The sequence below is a fragment of the Exiguobacterium sp. UBA6282 genome (assembly GCF_002440475.1).
Taxonomy (GTDB): domain Bacteria; phylum Bacillota; class Bacilli; order Exiguobacteriales; family Exiguobacteriaceae; genus Exiguobacterium_A.
On sequence record NZ_DJUM01000043.1, the window covers coordinates 18,981 to 37,245 of the forward strand.

At 48.1% G+C, this 18,265-nt stretch carries 20 protein-coding genes; 1 reads left to right on the plus strand and 19 read right to left on the minus strand.

Annotated elements, in window-relative coordinates:
• Positions 1-51 precede the first annotated feature (51 nt).
• From recA to B2751_RS11345, 17 genes are all read right to left on the minus strand, one after another.
• Positions 52-1,095 carry a recombinase RecA gene (gene recA, locus B2751_RS11265; RefSeq protein ID WP_023467702.1) on the minus strand — a complete coding sequence of 348 codons (1,044 nt, stop codon included), beginning with the start codon at positions 1,093-1,095 and terminating at the stop codon, positions 52-54.
• A gap of 111 nt (positions 1,096-1,206) precedes the next feature.
• On the minus strand, positions 1,207-2,439 hold the full coding sequence (locus B2751_RS11270; protein ID WP_290774829.1) for a competence/damage-inducible protein A: 1,233 nt from the start codon (positions 2,437-2,439) through the stop codon (positions 1,207-1,209).
• Positions 2,440-2,510: 71 nt separating this feature from the next.
• On the minus strand, positions 2,511-3,089 hold the full coding sequence (gene pgsA, locus B2751_RS11275; protein ID WP_056060438.1) for a CDP-diacylglycerol--glycerol-3-phosphate 3-phosphatidyltransferase: 579 nt from the start codon (positions 3,087-3,089) through the stop codon (positions 2,511-2,513).
• A gap of 64 nt (positions 3,090-3,153) precedes the next feature.
• Entirely contained in the window at positions 3,154-4,053 is a 900-nt protein-coding gene (locus B2751_RS11280; RefSeq protein WP_035409716.1) for a helix-turn-helix domain-containing protein, read from the minus strand.
• A 27-nt stretch (positions 4,054-4,080) separates the two neighbouring features.
• Complete coding sequence (locus tag B2751_RS11285; protein WP_023467698.1) at positions 4,081-4,863, minus strand: DUF3388 domain-containing protein; 783 nt, start codon at positions 4,861-4,863, stop codon at positions 4,081-4,083.
• A 94-nt stretch (positions 4,864-4,957) separates the two neighbouring features.
• Positions 4,958-5,662 (minus strand): elongation factor P 5-aminopentanone reductase, encoded by a 705-nt coding sequence (gene ymfI, locus B2751_RS11290; protein WP_056060433.1) that lies wholly within the window; start codon positions 5,660-5,662, stop codon positions 4,958-4,960.
• Positions 5,662-6,933, minus strand: coding sequence for an EF-P 5-aminopentanol modification-associated protein YfmH (gene yfmH / locus B2751_RS11295; protein WP_231496875.1), 1,272 nt, complete (start codon positions 6,931-6,933; stop codon positions 5,662-5,664). The genes ymfI and yfmH overlap by 1 nt, the downstream gene beginning before the upstream one ends.
• Entirely contained in the window at positions 6,930-8,183 is a 1,254-nt protein-coding gene (gene yfmF / locus B2751_RS11300; protein ID WP_290774833.1) for an EF-P 5-aminopentanol modification-associated protein YfmF, read from the minus strand. Before yfmF ends, yfmH begins: the two co-directional genes overlap by 4 nt.
• Positions 8,183-8,731 carry a cob(I)yrinic acid a,c-diamide adenosyltransferase gene (locus tag B2751_RS11305; protein ID WP_035408870.1) on the minus strand — a complete coding sequence of 183 codons (549 nt, stop codon included), beginning with the start codon at positions 8,729-8,731 and terminating at the stop codon, positions 8,183-8,185. The genes yfmF and B2751_RS11305 overlap by 1 nt, the downstream gene beginning before the upstream one ends.
• A 33-nt stretch (positions 8,732-8,764) precedes the next feature.
• Positions 8,765-10,492: an ATP-binding protein gene (locus B2751_RS11310; protein ID WP_290755436.1), complete on the minus strand. Its 1,728-nt coding sequence runs from the start codon at positions 10,490-10,492 to the stop codon at positions 8,765-8,767.
• A gap of 2 nt (positions 10,493-10,494) precedes the next feature.
• Positions 10,495-11,211 carry a response regulator transcription factor gene (locus B2751_RS11315; protein WP_035408876.1) on the minus strand — a complete coding sequence of 239 codons (717 nt, stop codon included), beginning with the start codon at positions 11,209-11,211 and terminating at the stop codon, positions 10,495-10,497.
• A gap of 171 nt (positions 11,212-11,382) precedes the next feature.
• Entirely contained in the window at positions 11,383-12,549 is a 1,167-nt protein-coding gene (gene ccsB, locus B2751_RS11320) for a c-type cytochrome biogenesis protein CcsB (RefSeq protein WP_035408879.1), read from the minus strand.
• A complete protein-coding gene (resB, locus tag B2751_RS11325; protein WP_081780387.1) occupies positions 12,546-14,093 on the minus strand; it encodes a cytochrome c biogenesis protein ResB in 1,548 nt (515 codons plus the stop codon). Before resB ends, ccsB begins: the two co-directional genes overlap by 4 nt.
• Positions 14,094-14,115: 22 nt before the next feature.
• A complete protein-coding gene (locus B2751_RS11330) occupies positions 14,116-14,706 on the minus strand; it encodes a redoxin domain-containing protein (protein WP_035408882.1) in 591 nt (196 codons plus the stop codon).
• A gap of 126 nt (positions 14,707-14,832) precedes the next feature.
• Entirely contained in the window at positions 14,833-15,594 is a 762-nt protein-coding gene (locus B2751_RS11335) for a pseudouridine synthase (protein WP_056060423.1), read from the minus strand.
• Complete coding sequence (gene scpB, locus B2751_RS11340) at positions 15,594-16,166, minus strand: SMC-Scp complex subunit ScpB (RefSeq protein ID WP_023467687.1); 573 nt, start codon at positions 16,164-16,166, stop codon at positions 15,594-15,596. Before scpB ends, B2751_RS11335 begins: the two co-directional genes overlap by 1 nt.
• Complete coding sequence (locus B2751_RS11345; RefSeq protein WP_035408886.1) at positions 16,156-16,911, minus strand: segregation/condensation protein A; 756 nt, start codon at positions 16,909-16,911, stop codon at positions 16,156-16,158. Before B2751_RS11345 ends, scpB begins: the two co-directional genes overlap by 11 nt.
• Positions 16,912-17,004: 93 nt before the next feature.
• Between B2751_RS11345 and B2751_RS11350 the strand changes: the two genes are divergently transcribed.
• The gene (locus B2751_RS11350) at positions 17,005-17,469 is read left to right on the plus strand and encodes a DUF309 domain-containing protein (protein ID WP_290774836.1); all 465 of its coding nucleotides are present in this window, start codon (positions 17,005-17,007) and stop codon (positions 17,467-17,469) included.
• A gap of 17 nt (positions 17,470-17,486) precedes the next feature.
• Here the strand turns inward: B2751_RS11350 and B2751_RS11355 are convergent, their stop codons facing one another.
• Together B2751_RS11355 and B2751_RS11360 are read right to left on the minus strand one after the other, a co-directional pair.
• Complete coding sequence (locus B2751_RS11355; protein ID WP_290774837.1) at positions 17,487-17,834, minus strand: GNAT family N-acetyltransferase; 348 nt, start codon at positions 17,832-17,834, stop codon at positions 17,487-17,489.
• A gap of 152 nt (positions 17,835-17,986) precedes the next feature.
• Positions 17,987-18,265, minus strand: a 279-nt coding sequence (locus tag B2751_RS11360; protein ID WP_290774840.1) for a DJ-1/PfpI family protein, incomplete at its 5' end; no start/stop codon positions are given.

The following is an 18,265-nucleotide window of genomic DNA, read 5'->3' on the forward strand; positions in this document are numbered from 1 at the left end:
CTTTTACACTAAAAAAGAGAGGATTCGTATGCGAATCCTCTCTGAAACGGTTTATTCAGCAAATAGATCTTCTGGTTGTTCTGCTTCGAAATCAACCGGCTCTTCGCGATCGACGAGACCGTGATGTTCACGAATCAAACGTTCGACCTCTGCTGCGACTTCCGGATGCTCGACCATGTATTGCTTCGCGTTCTCACGCCCTTGACCAAGACGCTCTGAGTTGTACGAATACCATGCACCACTCTTTTGAACGATATCCAGATCCGTTCCGATGTCGATCAACTCACCGACCTTCGAAATACCGAGACCGTACATGATATCAACTTCTGCTTGTTTAAACGGAGGAGCAATTTTGTTTTTGACAACCTTGATCTTCGTTTTGTTACCGACGACGTCCGTACCGTTTTTCAACGCTTCCGCACGACGCACTTCTAAACGAACAGACGAGTAGAATTTGAGTGCTCGACCACCTGGAGTCGTTTCCGGGTTACCAAACATAACACCGATTTTTTCACGGATTTGGTTGATGAAGATGACGATCGTTTTCGATTTATTCGTTGCACCAGACAACTTACGAAGCGCTTGGCTCATCAAACGCGCTTGAAGACCGACGTGTGAGTCACCCATCTCGCCTTCAATCTCTGCTTTTGGTACGAGTGCCGCAACAGAGTCGACGACAAGAATATCGACCGCACCAGAACGAACGAGTGCTTCCGCGATTTCAAGTGCCTGCTCCCCAGTATCCGGTTGTGACAAGAGGAGCTCATCGATGTTGACACCGAGTTTATTTGCGTATGCTGGATCAAGCGCGTGCTCTGCATCGATGAATGCTGCTTGTCCACCTTGTTTTTGAACTTCTGCGATTGCATGAAGCGCTACCGTCGTTTTACCTGACGATTCAGGTCCGTATACTTCGATGACCCGTCCACGTGGGTATCCACCTGCACCTAGGGCAATATCTAATGTAATCGATCCAGAAGAGATCACTGATACCTTCTGATCCGCATTTTCTCCGAGTTTCATGATGGAACCTTTACCGAACTGTTTCTCTATCTGGCGTAACGCCATCTCAAGTGCTGCTTTACGATCACTCACGTAGCAGGCCTCCTTTTAATTATCTTACTGAGATTATTGTACTTCTTTTGAGACCGAATGACAAGCATTTTACGAACATTTATTCGCATACTTGCACTTTGACCAATTTTCTCACTCGGATGCTTTTTCGAGATGTTTCAGTAGAAGGAAATAGGTATCCTTGACGGCGCGCAGTCGAATCATTCCCCGGTCGAACGATGGATATTGCCATTCGACGATGCGTGTTCCATGTGCGTCCGCAACAGCACAATAGACGGTTCCGACCACTTTTCCGCTGTTGCTTGTCGGACCTGCTTCCCCTGTCAACGCGACGGCGATGTCGGATTGATACAGTTCGCGTACCCCTTCAGCCATCGCGATTGCGACTTCTTTACTGACAGCAGTATGCTCTCGTAACAAAACTTCCGGTACCGATAATACGCCTTGCTTCGCTGCATCATCATACACGACGGCGCTCCCACGCAACACTTGACTCGCACCGCTGACATCAACGAGTCCACTTGCGGCAGCTCCTCCCGTCAGTGATTCGGCGAGTGACAGTGTCAATCCTGCTTCTTGATACCGTTTCAGTACGACTTCCGGCAGGCTTGTCTCGCCATATCCATAAAAGTACATGCCCACTTCAGCCAGTACGTGTTGTTCCAGTTCATCGAGCATACGGTCGGCTTCCTGTTGATCGAGTGCTTTAGCAGTCAGACGCAACCGTACTTCAGCGAGTTCCGCATAAGGGGCGACCGATGGATTGGTTGCTTCTTTGATTAACGTTTCCAGGCGATCGTTTAGAGCCGATTCTCCGATTCCGAAGAAACGTAGTGTTCGGGAACGGATTGTCTCTTGACCGAACAAATGACTGAAGTGATCTTTGAGGATTTGCTTCATCTCACGTGGCACACCGGGTAAAACGATATATTGGTGGTGCTCCGTCTGCACCGACATACCGGGAGCAAGACCCGCATCATTGCGTAAAACCGTCGCGCCAGCGATGACTAATGCTTGTTTCCGTTCATTGTTCGTCATCTCCCGTTGACGTGTCTTCAAGAATCCTTCGATTCTTTCGTACGCTGCTTGATCGAGAACGAGATCGCGCCCAAGCAGGTCAGCGAGCACCTCTTTCGTCAAGTCATCCTCGGTCGGTCCAAGCCCCCCTGTGATGACAAGGAGATCCGCCCGCTGTTGCGCCTGACGGAACGTTTCCTGCATCCGCTCGCGGTTGTCACCGACGACTGTATGATAATGAACGTCAATTCCTGCACTGGCTAGCCATTCGGAAAGGTACTGTGCATTCGTGTTGGTGATTTCTCCAAGGAGAAGCTCACTTCCGACTGCGATGATTTCTGCTTTCATGTTGATTCCTCACCTTCTTGAAGTATAAGAAAAGACTGTTCGGTATGACGAACAGTCTAAATTGATCCAACTTACATGGATTTCGTAATTAACTTGATGTTTTTCGAGAAATACTCGACGCCTGAATAGATCGTCAAGATAAGAGCAAGCCACATCGTGATATCTGCGAATGGAATATTCCACATCGCAAAAACGATATCGTGCAATAAATACGCTGTAATCGATGTCAACTGGACCCATGTCTTTGCTTTTCCAGAGTTTCCGGCAGCAAGAACGATGCCTTCGTCAGATGCGACAAGACGAAGACCTGTGACAGCGAACTCACGGCAGAGAATGATGACGACGATCCATGCCGCAACGAACTCAAGTTCCACAAGGTAGACGAGCGCAGCAGCGACTAACATCTTATCGGCAAGTGGATCCATGAATTTTCCAAAGTTCGTTACTAGATTTTGTTTGCGGGCGATATACCCATCGAGCCAGTCCGTCAGTGAAGCAACAAGGAAGATAATGGCTGCAACGAAGTGTGAGACGGGAAGTTCAGCTCCTAGTACATCCCACTGTCCCCAGTTCGGATCAATCGCAAGTACGATGACGAACACGGGAATTAATAAAACGCGTAATACTGTCAATTGATTCGGTAAGTTCATGTAACGCCCTCCTCCTTCATTTCATATGTAGATGAATATGCCATCTAAAAGAAGGCACGCCGGTTTACGGCGTGGCTACTTTCTTCAGATAGATGTTTTGGACGAGAAGCGAACGGTTCAGTTTCAGTTCTTGGTCATTGACGACGATTTTATCAATCCCTTTAATCGAACCGATCCGGATCCGGATCAAGTCCGTCTTCGCGTCCTTCACGACGATCGGATTTGGATCCGACGCGTTGATGTGATCTGGCGCGAGTGCTTCTCCTTCAAGGGATGTATCACGCACACCAACGAATGGTGATGGAGAGGCATCTTTCTTGATTTGAATCGAGACACTCATCGTATCTTTCGTTGCGACTTCATAGGTGACATCTTGACCAGATGTCGACTTCGCAGCAAGCGCTTCTTTTTTAGGTTTTTCTTTTGTTTCTTCTTGTTTCGCCGGTTCTTCCTTCGGCTTTTCTTCTGTCTTCGCAGGCGCATCCGTTTCTTTACTCGGTGCGTCTCCTTGGTCGATCGTGACATCGTTTTGCTTCGGTGCAGACGTTTTTGCCTCTTCGTTACCGTCGAGGAACATCTGAAGTCCATAATACAAGGCAGCACCAATCGCAAAAATCAGCACGATGATGATGATGTTCGGAATCCAGCGCTTTGCAACGCTTTTCTTCGGTGCACTTGATTTCGAATACGTCGCGCGTCGTGATAATTCGACGACCGGTTGTGCCTCCGGTTCCGGAAGATCACGCTTATAGGTCGTGAAGACTTCGTCGACGTCAAGACCGAGTGCTTCCGCATATGTCTTGATGAAGGCCCGGGCGTAAAAAGCACCTGGTAATTGATCATAGTTGCCTTCTTCAATCGCGACGATGTAACGCTTTTGAATCTTCGTCGTCGTTTGAATTTGTTCGAGAGAGACGCCTAGCGCCTCTCGTTGTTCCTTTAAGTAGGTTCCGAGCTCGGTCATCGGTAACACACCTTCCATTTTTCATACTTATTCAAAGTTGAACCAATCATTTCCCCCATGGGAACGAGGCAGTTCAGTCACAATGATTTCTTCTGTCGTGTTGCGTAATTCAATGATGTAATCAAAATCATCCCACGTATATTCACTTGATTTGACGAATGCATCCGGATGTTCGACGATTTTCGTCGCCGGTAGTCGCATGACTTCGCGTAAAATCTGCCAGTGCCGTTCATCGAAATTCCGTTGCGACACCAATGCATCGATGATGTAGACGTAATCCCCAGTCCGTTCGTCATCGAATAACGACGTTCGTACCGTCTGTTTGATCAGCGTCGAAGAAAGGAACAACCATTTCTTGTTCGCACTGACGCTTGCAGCGACGATCGATTCCGTCTTCCCGACTCGTGGCATACCGCGGACACCAATCAACAAGTGCCCATCCTGTTTGCATAGTTCTGCCATGAAATCGACGAGAATCCCTAAGTCTTCCCGAACGAAGCGGAACGTCTTTCGTTCATCACTGCTTTGATCGATATAACGACCGTGACGAATCGCGATCCGATCACGCAGTTTTGGTTTTCGTAGTTTGATGACCTCTATGGTTGACATCGTCTTGAGAATAGCAGCGAGTCGTGGAATTTGATCCGGTTGTTTCGTTTGGAGCAACATACCGCGTCGTTGATGATCGACACCATTGATCGTCACGATCGAAATATGTAACATTCCCATCAACGAAGCAATGTCCCCGAGTATACCGGGACGGTTGACCTTTAATTCATATTCGAGATACCATTGCTCGAACTCACTCACGCGCCCATCCTCCTCTATTGATACGATTATCCATTCCTCATGTTAAATGATTTTTTGAAAAATGAAAAGCATTCCTGAACTGAAATTCCAATGCTTACATCCACGCACCATCTATTTTAAGGATGGCTCCCGACACATAACTCGATTCTGGTTGCACCAAGTAACGGATCGCAGAAGCTACTTCCTCTGCTTTTCCGAATCGTCCGGCAGGGATTTCAGCAATCGCTTCTGCCTTTTCATCCTCAGAAAAAATCGCGTTCATCGGCGTATCAATCCATCCTGGCGTAATCGCATTGATGCGTCCATGCATTGGTCCAAGTTCTTTACTGTATGCTTTGACGAAGCCCAGCTGTGCTGCCTTGCACGTCGAATAGGCAACTTCACCCGCGACACCTTGTTCCCCTAATACACTACTGATGACGACGATCGCCAGCTGCGACGTAAACGGTTTCGTCCGCGTCACGGTTTGACTGATGCGCATCAACGCATCGACATGTATTCTCCAAAGTTCACTCATTGATGTTGCCGATTGATCGAGCAACAGACCGCTATAACTCGTTCCGGCACAATGGACGAAGGCATCGACGACAGGTAACGCCGTACAAAATGCCTGCAAGTCCTCATCATCCGCTAAATTCGCCGTCAGGATGTGGTGCTCTCCTTGCCACTCCTCTATCATCCGTTCCAAAACCGCTTGCTGTCGATACGTCTGAAGCACCAATTCATGTCCGGCGGCAGCAAGTTGTTTTGCTGCCGCAAGACCAATGGCGCCACTCGCACCGGTGATGAGGATTCGCATCACGCGTACGGTTTGACGATTGAGATCGCCCGGTTTTCAATGGCGAACAACTCGTCGAAACGGGCTTCGATCTCTTCTTTCGTAATCGAAGCAATCAATGTCGGAAGCGTGAACAGATTCGTACCGGCAAGTGCGTGACGCGAGAACTGATTCGCAATGAATTCCGGTGAATTCAAGGCACGGAGGAATTTCCCTTGCATCATGTTCCGCTTGCGCGTGACCTCGTCTTCCGTGAAGTCAGGACGCGTTTGCAGAAGTGTCTCATACGCTTGGATAAACTTGTCTGGATCCTCTGTCTCCATGCCGAACGTCGCGAAGGCGAACTCTTCCTCACTCGAGTAATCAAAGCTGAACGTATCGTCGATCAGACCGTCTTCATACAATTCCAAATACGTCGATGATGTTTGATCGAATAAGAGGTGCAATAATAATTCACTCGTCAACTCACGACGGACTTGTGCTTCGCCGCGGACAGATTCGTCTTTGTAACCGATTAATACCTTCGGTGTCTTGACGTCGAGCTCGAGTTCGAGACGTGGACGATGCACGCCGTGCGGTTCTTGACCATAATCCCGCTCGATCGCCGGGCGATCCGTATAATCCTTCTTCGCCTGATTCGCCTTGATCAATGCCAGCGTCTCTTCCGGGTCGATGTTTCCGACAACGAACAATACCATGTTCGATGGATGATAGAACGTACGATAGCACGTGTATAGATCATCGGCTGTGATTTGATTGATCGATTCCGGTGTTCCTGCGATATCGATTCGGACCGGATGCGTCGCATACATCGATTCGATTAGACCGAAGAACAGACGCCATCCTGGATTATCTTGATACATCTGGATTTCCTGCGTGATGATCCCCTTCTCTTTTTCAACGCTTTCCGGCGTGAAGTAGGGATCTTGTACGAAATCGATCAATGTCTCGAGGTTTTGTTCGATCAATGACGTTGCTGAGAACAAGTACGCTGTCCGTGAAAACGAGGTAAAGGCGTTCGCTGAGGCACCGAGACGACCGAACTCTTGGAAGACGTCACCTTTTTCGGATTCAAACATCTTATGCTCGAGGAAGTGGGCGATGCCGTCCGGTACCGTGATCCATTCCTCTCCTTTTTTAAATCGTTGATCAATCGAACCATAACGTGTCGTAAACGTCGCATACGTCTTTTCGTATCCTTTTTTTTGCAACAGATAGACGGATAAGCCGTTATCGAGCTGCTCGTGGTATACCGTTTCGTCTGTATCGTGATAAGTCAGTTGTTCCATCATGCTTCACCTCGCAATAGATATACGGCATCTAGATCGATTGCCGTTGCTAATCGAACGACGTCTTCACGTGTCGCCGTCTCGATGATGTGGATCTCATCTTCAAGTGTCAGTCCACGCATTTTCGAACCATTCAACCAACCAATCAATTGCCCCGGCTGATCAAGAATTTGACGGCGCGCATTGATCAACATCGCCTTCGTCTGTGTCAATTCTTCATCCGTGAACTGTCCCGCCTTCAAATCAACGAGTTGCTCTAGGATGATTTTCTCGGCACGTTCCGCTTCTTTTGTGTCAACCCCTGCATAGACGTAGAGTGCACTGTTTAATGCCGCATATCGTGAAGCCGCATAATACGCGAGACTCTCTTTTTCACGGACATTCATGAACAGTTTCGAATGTGGGAATCCACCGAACAGACCGTTGACGATTTGCATCCGGATTGAATCGGCAGACGTCGGATCGACCGCTACCCGGTAACCAAGGTGCAGCTTCCCTTGTTTGATCGGTTGCGTTTCGCTCGACCGTTTCACACCGTTGACCGGTTTTTGTTCAGGGATGTAATGGCTGACTTTTTCTGAGTGCGATGGCAAGAAGGACAACGCATCTTCCATTTCCTCCTTCGTCACCTGTCCGACGACGAAGACATCGATTCGATCGTCTTCGATCATCGAACGGTATGTATCACGCAAGGACGATGGAGTGATCCGTTCGAGTTCTTCGATTGTCCCAAGCGATGGTAACGAGACGGCTTCACCTGGTGCCATCAATTCAAGGAGACGCTGCTGTGCGTAGCGCATCTTATCGTCGTACAGCGAGCTGATTCGTAAGGCATGCAGTCGCTTTTCTTGTTTGACGAACTGTTCGCGGAAACCACTTTCCGTCAAGTCTGGATACAGCACCATTTGCTCTAGCAATTCAAGTGCTTCTTTTAATAACGACGGGTGATGGACGAGTTCTCCACGGACGACATCAAGTTGGAACGAGATGACGTGCTCTTCTCCGAACTTCGACGCGTCCGCATAAAGCCCCGCATCATATAATGTCTCAAGTGGCTCACGTAATGCTTTCATCGACGGATAAGCAGCTGTCGATTTTTCCATGATGTATGGTAAAATCGCGCGGCTAGTCAGTGTTTTCGCCTCTAGCGGTGCTGAAAACGTGACGAGGATCGTCATCGTCTTGAATTTATCGGTCGGAACGAGGTGGAAGCTCGTTCCTTCCTTTTTCCATGTGCTAAATGACTGACTCATTACTCTCCATCCTTTCGTTTGAACACATGCGCACTGCGAACGTATTCAATATCTGCTTTTTGGTTAACGGCATTCTCATAACGGGCTGCTGTAAAAAAGAAATCACTGAGCCGATTGATGAACGGTAACAAATGAGCCGCTTGGGGAACATCGATCATCGAACGTTCGACGCGACGGCAGACCGTCCGTGCCACATGCAATGTCGCGGCCGCTTCCGTTCCGCCTGGTAAGATGAACTTGTCGAGTGGTGGCGATAATTCCGTTAAACTATCAATCCAACTTTCTAAATCAACTGTTGCTTCCTGACTTAACCGTGATGGACGAGGTTCGACATACATCAAGTCACTGCCACAGTCGAACAACGCATGCTGGATGACCGTCAATTGTTCTCGTACTTCGATCGATGATGCTTTGGTCCGAGCAAGTCCGACGAAGCTATTCAATTCATCGAGTTCTCCCATCAAGCTGATCAATCGATCATTTTTTTTGACTCTCCCACCGACAAGGGATGTTTCTCCTTCATCGCCTGATTTCGTATAAATTTTCATGTTTTATTCACTCCTATAGCGAAAGGAAGCGACTCATAATGTTCGCTTCCTTTGTTTTTTTGGTAATCGGATTCGGAAAGTCGCTCCTTCTCCTAAGCGGCTGTCGACTTCGACCTCTCCACCATGAGCACGGACGACGTTCGCGACGATCGCAAGACCAATTCCTGTACCGGTCTTACCGCGCGTTCGTGCCTTGTCCGCCTTATAGAAACGATCAAAGACGAAAGGTAAATCTTCTTCCGGAATCCCGTCACCTGAATCGATGACGGATAATGTAATGTTTTCCCTATCTTCGTCAATCTTAATCTTGATTTCTCCGTTCTCCGTATAACGAAGGGCGTTTCCAAGAAGATTCGTCAAGACTTGTTCCATCTGATCCGGATCGGCGTCAAATGTGATGTTCGGACCGGAAACCGAGAAAGTGACCTGCTTATCGCGTCCCATTTGTTTGAATTTCTTGATGACTCGCTGTGCAAACGAGACCGTTTCGATGGCTTCAATCCGTAACTCCTGATAACCGGCTTCCATCCGCGCGAGATCGAGTAGATCATTGACGAGACGGGACAAGCGTTGCGATTCATCATAGATGATTGATGCAAATTCTTTCGTCGCCTCGTCACTTTCCGTCATCCCGTCGACGATCGCTTCCGAATACCCTTGCAACATGACGAGTGGCGTCCGCAGTTCATGGCTGACATTCGCGACGAAGTCGGCCCGCATCTTCTCCAGTTGTTGTGCTTCCGTCATGTCGCGCAGGACAGCGACCGCTCCGATCTGCTCTTCTTGTTCGAGTAACGGACTGACGATGATGATGTAAAAGCGTCCTTCCCGTTCAAACGAAACCGTCATCTCCGTCTCTTCCTTCATGACTGTCTGGAACAGTTCAATCAGTTCATCCGGTACGGGAGAACCTGCAAGAAATGCTTCAGCTGGTGGATTCGTCGCGAGTAGCTCACCTGATTTTGAGAACGTCAACACGCCGTCTGCCATACAGCGCAGAATCGAGGAAAGTAAGTGACGCTCCTTATCAAGATCCGTGACGTATTGATTGAGTTGGCTACTCATCTCGTTAAAGGCAAGCGCTAAGTCACCAATCTCATCACGTGAACGTTGCGTCAGGCTTTGATCGAATTTCCCTTCACCGGCCTCAACGACGGCTTGACGAATCGTCCGTAGTGGTGCGGTGATCCGTGTCGATAGGAAGAAAGCAAAGACGGTCGTCCCGATGATCGCTAATAAGACACAGAGCTGAATGATTTGACGTGCGCCTTCATTCGCTTGCTCGATATTCGTCAATTGTTCGATCAAGTAGATCGTTCCGTTGCCGCTATCCGTAATGAGCGGTGCTCGATACGCGAGTGCCGCCTTTCCATCGAAGGTCTCGTAATTACCGATTGCCGTTTCACCTTCTTCACCATCGATCGCTTTCCAGTTCTGACGTTCGAGCTCCTTGATAATCCGGTTCGCTTTCGCTTGTGAAATGTTCGCTTCGACAGAATCGTCCTGGGTCTTCGCAATTAATGTCGCGCCATATATATCCGTGATTTCGACAGCAGTACTCGACCCTTCCTCGATACCGGAGTGCGCCTGAAAGACGGTCTCGACTTGTTGACCGAGCTTTGCAAGGTGCCCCCGCTCCTGTTCGATATGAAAAGAGTTGAAAAATTCAAGTAACAAGATCGTCAAGGCGATCAAGACGACCGAGACAAGCAATAGGATCGTGCCCCATAGTTTGATGACTACACTTTGCAACCATTTCATCGTCAGGTCGGACTATTCTCGAACTTGTATCCGACACCCCAGACCGTCGTGATCATTTGAGCAGCGTTCGGAGACAAACGATTCAGCTTTTCACGCAGACGTTTGACGTGTGTATCGACCGTCCGAAGATCCCCAAAAAATTCATAGTTCCAGACTTCCTTGAGTAGTTGTTCCCGTGAGAATACTTTGTCCGTTTGTTTTGCCAAGAAATACAGGAGTTCATATTCTTTTGGTGTTAAATTGACTTCTTGTGATTCAACCGTCACGCGGTGTGCGTCATTATCAATCGTCAAATGTGGGAAGACGATGACATCTTTTGTTTTCGCATCCGTATGGAGGAATTTCGTTGCACTCGCTCGGCGAAGGATTGCTTTGACACGCAAAACGACTTCACGTGGACTGAATGGTTTGACGATATAATCATCTGCCCCCATTTCAAACCCATGGACGCGATTCGTTTCTTCACCTTTTGCCGTCAGCATGACGACCGGCGTCGCTTTCGTTTTCCGTAGTTCTTCACAAACTTGCATCCCGTCCATCTTCGGCATCATCAAGTCGAGGAGAATGACATCGTATTCTGTCTCAAGCGCCATTTCAAGCGCCGTCTCTCCATTGTCTGCTTCCTCGATCGTGAAATTTTCCCGCTCCAGATACATCTTCAACAGGCGACGAATTCGTTCCTCATCGTCGACGACTAAAATACGTGCTTCTTCTGACATGCTGTCTCCTCCTATAAACTAAACTCTACTACTCTATCCTACTACTCTTTTAGTATACTATGAAACGAAAAGAATGGCTTGCACTGGCTGATTTCCCCTAAACGATACTCTTTTGTCAGAGAAACATGAAAAAGCAGCGGACCGTTTCCGGATCCGCTGCTTTTCTTTTCCTTATGCGTACGAGTGTAATCCCGCTACGACAAGGTTGACGAAGACAAGGTTAAACATGATGACGGCAAAACCACCAACACATAACCATGCTGATTTTTTACCGATCCACCCACGCTGGATGCGCATGTGGAGATAGAACACGTAGAAGAGCATCGTGATCAGTGCCCAAACCTCTTTCGGGTCCCAGCCCCAATAGCGGCTCCATGCCATTTGCGCCCAAATCATTGCGAAGATCAATCCGCCAAGGATAAAGATTGGAAGACCGATCGCGATCGCACGGTAACTAATCTCATCAGCTGTTTCTAAATCAATCTTCCGCGCGATTGGTTTCAGACTCTCTGCGACACGCTTACGGAGAACTACGAAACGTAGCAACACATATAAGACGACCCCACCAATGACTGACCATAAGACCGTATTGACCTTATTCGCATTCAAGAAGTTCGGCAATTCAATGACGGCACCTGAACCAGATAAGACTTTTCCGTTCTCAGGACCTGTCAGAACCGGCATCGTGTATTCATGTGTCATCTTCGCACCATTCTTCGCGACGTATTCGATCGTTGATGCAGAACCTGTTGCTTTGAACAAGAGGCCGACGAGGATGTAACCAACGACACAAACGAGTGAGAACATGACGATCTCAAGCCATGTCCGTGTTTTCGATTCTTTATTGAAATCCGTCGCGTGGACCAGATAGAGCAATCCGGTCGCAAAACTGACAGCGAGAATCCCCTCACCGAGCGCTGCCGTCGTAACGTGGATTTTGAGCCAGACACTTTGAAGTGCCGGAATCAAGGGTTGGACCTCATCCGGGAACATCGACGCATAAGCGATGACGAGCAAGGCAACCGGCATTGCAATCAAGCCAAGGACATTGTTTTTATAGATGGCATAGACGATTAAGAATCCAAGGACCATCATCATACCAAAGAATGTCGTGTATTCGTATAAGTTCGAGACCGGAACGTGTCCAGCACCCGCCCAGCGCGTAAAGAAATACCCTAACTGAGCCAGGAAACCGATGATCGCGAGCGTATAGGCGATCTTACCAGAACGTGTCGGACCTTTTTTACCACTCGTCGCAACAGCGAAAAAACCTGTACTGACGAGGTAGACGATGAATGACGTTAGGAGCAGATTACTGCTCAACTGAAGCATGTTCATTTAGCTTCCCCCTCTTCCCGCAACTTTTGTCGGTCCTCAAGTTCTGGTAGACCAACTTCCGTCAACGCGAGATTGGCTTCTTTTTGAAGCCCTAATGCGTTTTTGTTCGTAAATCCAGCAATCTGAATACGACCGTTCTTCTCACGTAACCAGAGACGACGGTGCGGCCAGTACATCCCGATCAATAGACCTGCCATGAAGATGATGCCACCCGCAAAGAGGAATGGGAGCGTCAAGTCTTTCTTGATTCGGACACCTGAGATGTTTGAGAGCTCCGTACCGGCAAACGCCATCTTGTACTGGTTCTCATCCCCACCGACATTCAGCTTGATACCAATCAAGCTACGCTCCCCTTTTGGGTGCTCCGGTGATTTGATATTAAAGACGAACGCCGGATTGACAGGACGTCCAGAATTGGTCGTCGGCTGTCCATCCTTGACGACGAAATCAGGCAAGAAATCCTTCAATTCGACATCATAGCCGTTTTTCAACTTGTAGGTCTCTTTTGGTTCACGTAAATCGACCTTGATCGTATCCACGACTTTACCTGTCTTTTGGTTGACGATGCTAAACGACATCGTCTTAAATTCTGGATCTGCCGCGTATTGTTCTTGGAAGACTTGGAAATCATCGAATTCGAATGGACGGTTGACTGCCGTCTCACCTGATTTGACTTCTTCGAGTTTCGGTTTGAAATCACTTGTCTCTCCGACTCTTTTATAGAGCGTCATCTTCGTGTCGTAGTTTTTCGGTACATTTCCGCCCGCTGCTTCAAGTGATTTCTTGAATTTTGCGTCCACCTTCTCAGGATCATAAAACTCGATATTGAACGCCTCATTCTTCAAGTAATACTTGTTGTCTGTCGCCTCGATCGGTAATGTTTCTCCTTCACGAAGCCAAAGCAGTTCATCTTCATGCATGCCCGGTACGACCCGAAGCATCGCCCCTCCGAAGAATAGTACAAGACCGATATGGTTGATGTAAGGACCCCATCGTCCAAAACGTTGCTTTTCCGCTAAGAGCGCCCCGTCTTGCCGACGAACTTTATAGCCCTTTTTCTCAAGTAACGGTGCGATCGCATCGATTTTTTTGACGTCTCCAGTCGCTTCAGCGCCAAATCGCTGACCATTCATGAAACGGTCCGACTGAATGACCGGTTGTTTCTTCAATGCTCGGTAGAGCGGGAAGAAGCGGTCAATCGACACGATGATGATCGATAAGAGTAACAGTGTGATTAATCCGATGTACCACCATGATTCAAACAGGTTGTGGAATCCTAACGTATAGTAGATATCCCCTGCCGTACCGTATTCTTTTTGATAAAATTCTTCCGGTGGTGTTGCCTGCGGAATATACATCTCTTGCGGGAAGATCGTCCCGACCCCACTCGCGATGATGATCAGACCGATCAGCCATAACCCGACCTTGACGGACGAGAAGAACGTCCATGCCCGGTCGATCCAAGATGGATTTTTACGTTTCGAACGAAGTTCTGCTTCCTCGTAACGCATGTCCAGTTGTTTAAAATCTTCTTGCTCCTGCATCCTTAAATCCCCCTTCGATGCGTTACTGGTTCGCCTTCTTCACCATCTCTTCCAGCTTCGCTTGATCAATCTCACCTTCGTATTTCTCGACGACCTCACCTTTTTTATTGATGATGAACGTCACAGGTAAGTTGTAGATCCCGTAAGCCTTCTCGACCGAACTATTCGTATCCATGAGGATCGGATAATCCGTTCCGCCGATATCCTTGATGAAGCTTGAGACTCGAACCGGTGTTTCTCCGACATTGACCGCTACGAAATTGACACCTTGATCCTGCATCATCTGATAGTTGTCATTGATCAAAGGCATCTCTTTCTTACATGGTTCGCAGAATGTCCCCCAGAAATTGAGTAAAAGTCCTTTTCCTTTGTATTCATCCATCGAGTGCTGTTTCTCACCGTATAGATCGACGAGCGCGAAACCAGGAGCATCATCGCCTGCCATGACACGTCCGTTTTTATCGCGTGTCGCCTGATCGACGAATTGCATGATGACAACTGCGCCTGCAAACAAGACCATCGTCATGATCATCAGACGCCAGAAGGAGCGTTTCTTCTTTTTTTGCTGGGCCGCTGCTAAGCGTTCTTCCGGATTTTGTTTTGTTTTTTTCATATTTTACCGCCTCCACCCATATTGTACTTGAAATCGCTTAAACGTTGATAAAATGTGAAATTCGTTAATCGTTTTGTCACAAAAAAAGAAAACTCAACCCGGAGGATGAGCTTCTCGCTTTACAAATTAACGTTTTTTTGTGTTCTTACGTCTTTTCGTAGGTGGAGCGGCTGGATCCGCTAGCTCACGCAATTGATTGACTTCTTTTTTTGAAAGTTCACGCCACTCGCCAGAAGTAAGACCTGCCAGTGTCAAGAAACCAAACTGTTCACGTTTCAACTTCAAGACTTCTGAACCGAGTGTCTCGACCATTTGACGGACTTGGCGGTTATGTCCCTCGTAGATGACCATTTCGAGGATAGCCGTGTTTTTCTTCTTATCGATGTCACGCATCTCGACGCGTGCTTTCCCTGTCTTAAAGCCGTCCGGCAAGACGACGCCTTTTTCAAGACCTTTGACGTGGAAATATTCCGGTACGCCTTTGATTTTGACGATGTAACGCTTCGGTACCTTATACTTCGGGTGAAGCAGAAGGTTTGAGAATTCACCGTCATTCGTCATCAACAGAAGACCGCTCGTATTGTAGTCGAGACGACCGACTGGGAAGACACGATGACCTGGTGGTACGAGATCGACGACCGTCTTACGTCCTTTATCGTCTTCAACCGTCGAGACGACACCTGTTGGTTTATATAGCATGTAATAAACGTGTTCTTCCCGCTCGAGCTTGACGCCATCGACTTCGACTTCAGCACGCGCTCCAACTTTCGTTCCGAGCTCCGTGATGACTTTCCCGTTGACCTTAACGCGACCTGCTGTGATCAATTCTTCTGATTTACGCCGTGAAGCGACACCTGCTTGTGCGATGATTTTTTGTAACCGTTCCATTAATTCACTCTCTCCTCTAATGAAGGATCATTCCGGAAGAAGAGATCTCCATCTGATTCGAACGTTTCTTCGAACTCGAGTGGTGGTAACTCCTCAATACTATTCAGACCAAAGTGGTCCAGGAAATGATCCGTCGTCTTATACAATTTCGCGCGACCAACGCCTTTGGCGCGTCCCGCTTCTTCAATCAAACCTTTTGCACTTAACGTATGGATGACGCGTTCCGTCTTGACGCCACGGACGACTTCGATATCAGCACGCGTGACGGGTTGTTTGTACGCGATGATGACGAGTGTCTCCATCGCTGCTCGAGACAAGGAGTCTTCTGCAAGTGAACCCGCATACGCCTGAATATACGGCGACATCTCTTTTCGTGTCACCATCTTAAAGACGCCACCCGACTCTACGATTTGCAACACCCGTTGCTCCGCTTCAAACGTCGTCTGAAGAGCCAGTAACTGTTCACGCGCCGCCGCTTCACTGATCTCTAGTGCTTGACTGAGACCACGTGGGTCGATGCCGTCATCGCCGACGACGAATAACAAGCTTTCAATGATTTGTTCATACGCCAATCTGACTCTCCTCCTTCACCATGCTACGCAACAAAATGTCATCGGTCATTTGTTCACAATCAATGACGCGTTGCTTGACGAGTTCTAGGACGGCGAGGAAACTGACGACCAGTTCTTCGACCGTCGGCTGCTCCACAAAAAAGCCAAAGAATGTCGTACGCTCACGCGTCGCGACGTAACGGGCGACAGACTCCATCTGTTGCTCAAGCGACCGTTCTTCCCGTTTGACCGTCTTCGAACGACGTACCTTCCAAGCTTCCCGTTGACGCATTTTTTCATAGGCACGCAATAAATCACTTAGTGATAACGTACCATTATACTCTTGTGCGTCCGTATCGAGATAACGCATCAAATCCTCTGGTTGTTTCGAGAACAGCTCAAGGCGTGCCTCTTCCTTTTCCTTCAGGACGAGGGCTGCTTCCTTATATGCCTTATACTCGATCAACTGTTGAATCAGACCTTCTCGTGTCGGTTCTTCCTCGAAATCGGGAATCTCATCATATTCCGTCTGTTCGATCGGCAAGAGTTGTTTGCTTTTCAGTTGCAACAGCGTCGCTGCCATGACAAGATATTCACTAGCAACATCTAGTTCAAGATGTTGCATCGCACGGATATAGGACACATATTGATCCGTCACCATGGAAACGGATATATCATAAATATCGATTTCTAATTTACCAACCAAGTGTAACAGCAAGTCCAGCGGGCCTTCAAACGCATCCATCTTTACACTGTATGATTCCATGATTCTCCCTGCCCATCAACGTTTTTTGCGCCTTAGTATACCATACAACGGATGGGTTCGACTATGTTATATTCAAAAGGAAGAGGTGATTCCATGAATCCGATCGAGCGATTCGTATTCGAATTCAATATCCGGCACGATTACTTCGAATGCCATGAAATCTTAGAAGAAGTCTGGCAAGAAGGACAACGTCAGGACGAAGCACTCGTTGGTTTAATTCAATTCGCCGTCGCCCGCTATCACCACCGTCGCGGCAATGCGACCGGTGCACAGCGAACATACAGGAAAGCATTTGATAAGATCGAACGTCACCGAGCTATGCTGATCGCGTCCGGAATCGATGTCTCTTGTTTGCTGGATTATCGGAACCACTTTACGGAGCCGGTCTATCGACACATTCCGTTACCAGTCTTCCCGGACGTCATCCGAACCGTCGCCCTGGAAGCGACAGCACCTGATCTCGACTACGTGACGCATAAACATCGTTTGCGCGATCGTACGGATGTCGTTCTTGCACGGCAAGAAGCGCTACAAAACCGAAGAGACCGGTCCATCTAAGCCATGGACCGGTCTTTTTATTGATTTTTCCATTTGTCGACGAGGCGTTGCGTCTCTTCGGTCGCACCAATGATATCCGTTCGAAGCAATTTGGATGCTTCATCAAGTAAGAGATACGACATCCGTTCTCCTCGGAAAGACGGCGATAACGCGATATGTTTCAATTCAGCATGGCCATCCATTAATTGAAACCCGATGACACCGACGAAATCCTCATCTTGTTTGTACAAATACAAGCGTTGGTCTTCTTCCTGTTCATAGGCTTGAACCGTTTCAAGCAAATACTTCGGATCCTTCACTTCGCACGAAAAGGCGATCAGCCCCATCGCGGTCCGTTCATTCAACTTCTTATATTTTACTAGCATGTGATTCTACACCTTCCTAATTTCAACAACTCTCAGGAGCATGAACGACTGAGACTCATTCATTCTACACCTTCTCACACAGAATTACTGCATTTTTTTCATAATCCATGAAAAAGGCAGGAGACCGTCATGTGACGTCCCCTGCATCTGAATCATGCTTGTTCTTCCATCACTTGGATGAAAGCACGCATGTAATCTGGTAGATCAGGCGGGCGACGGCTCGAGACGATATGTCCGTCGACGACGACGGCTTCATCGTGCCAAATCGCACCTGCATTCGTCATGTCATCCTTGATTCCTGGCGTACTCGTGACATTAACACCTTTTAAGATGCCAGCAGAGATCAACACCCAACCAGCGTGGCAGATTTGACCAATTGGTTGCTTGTTCTGATCAAAGTGCCGGACCATGTTCAGGACAGAGTCAAAGCG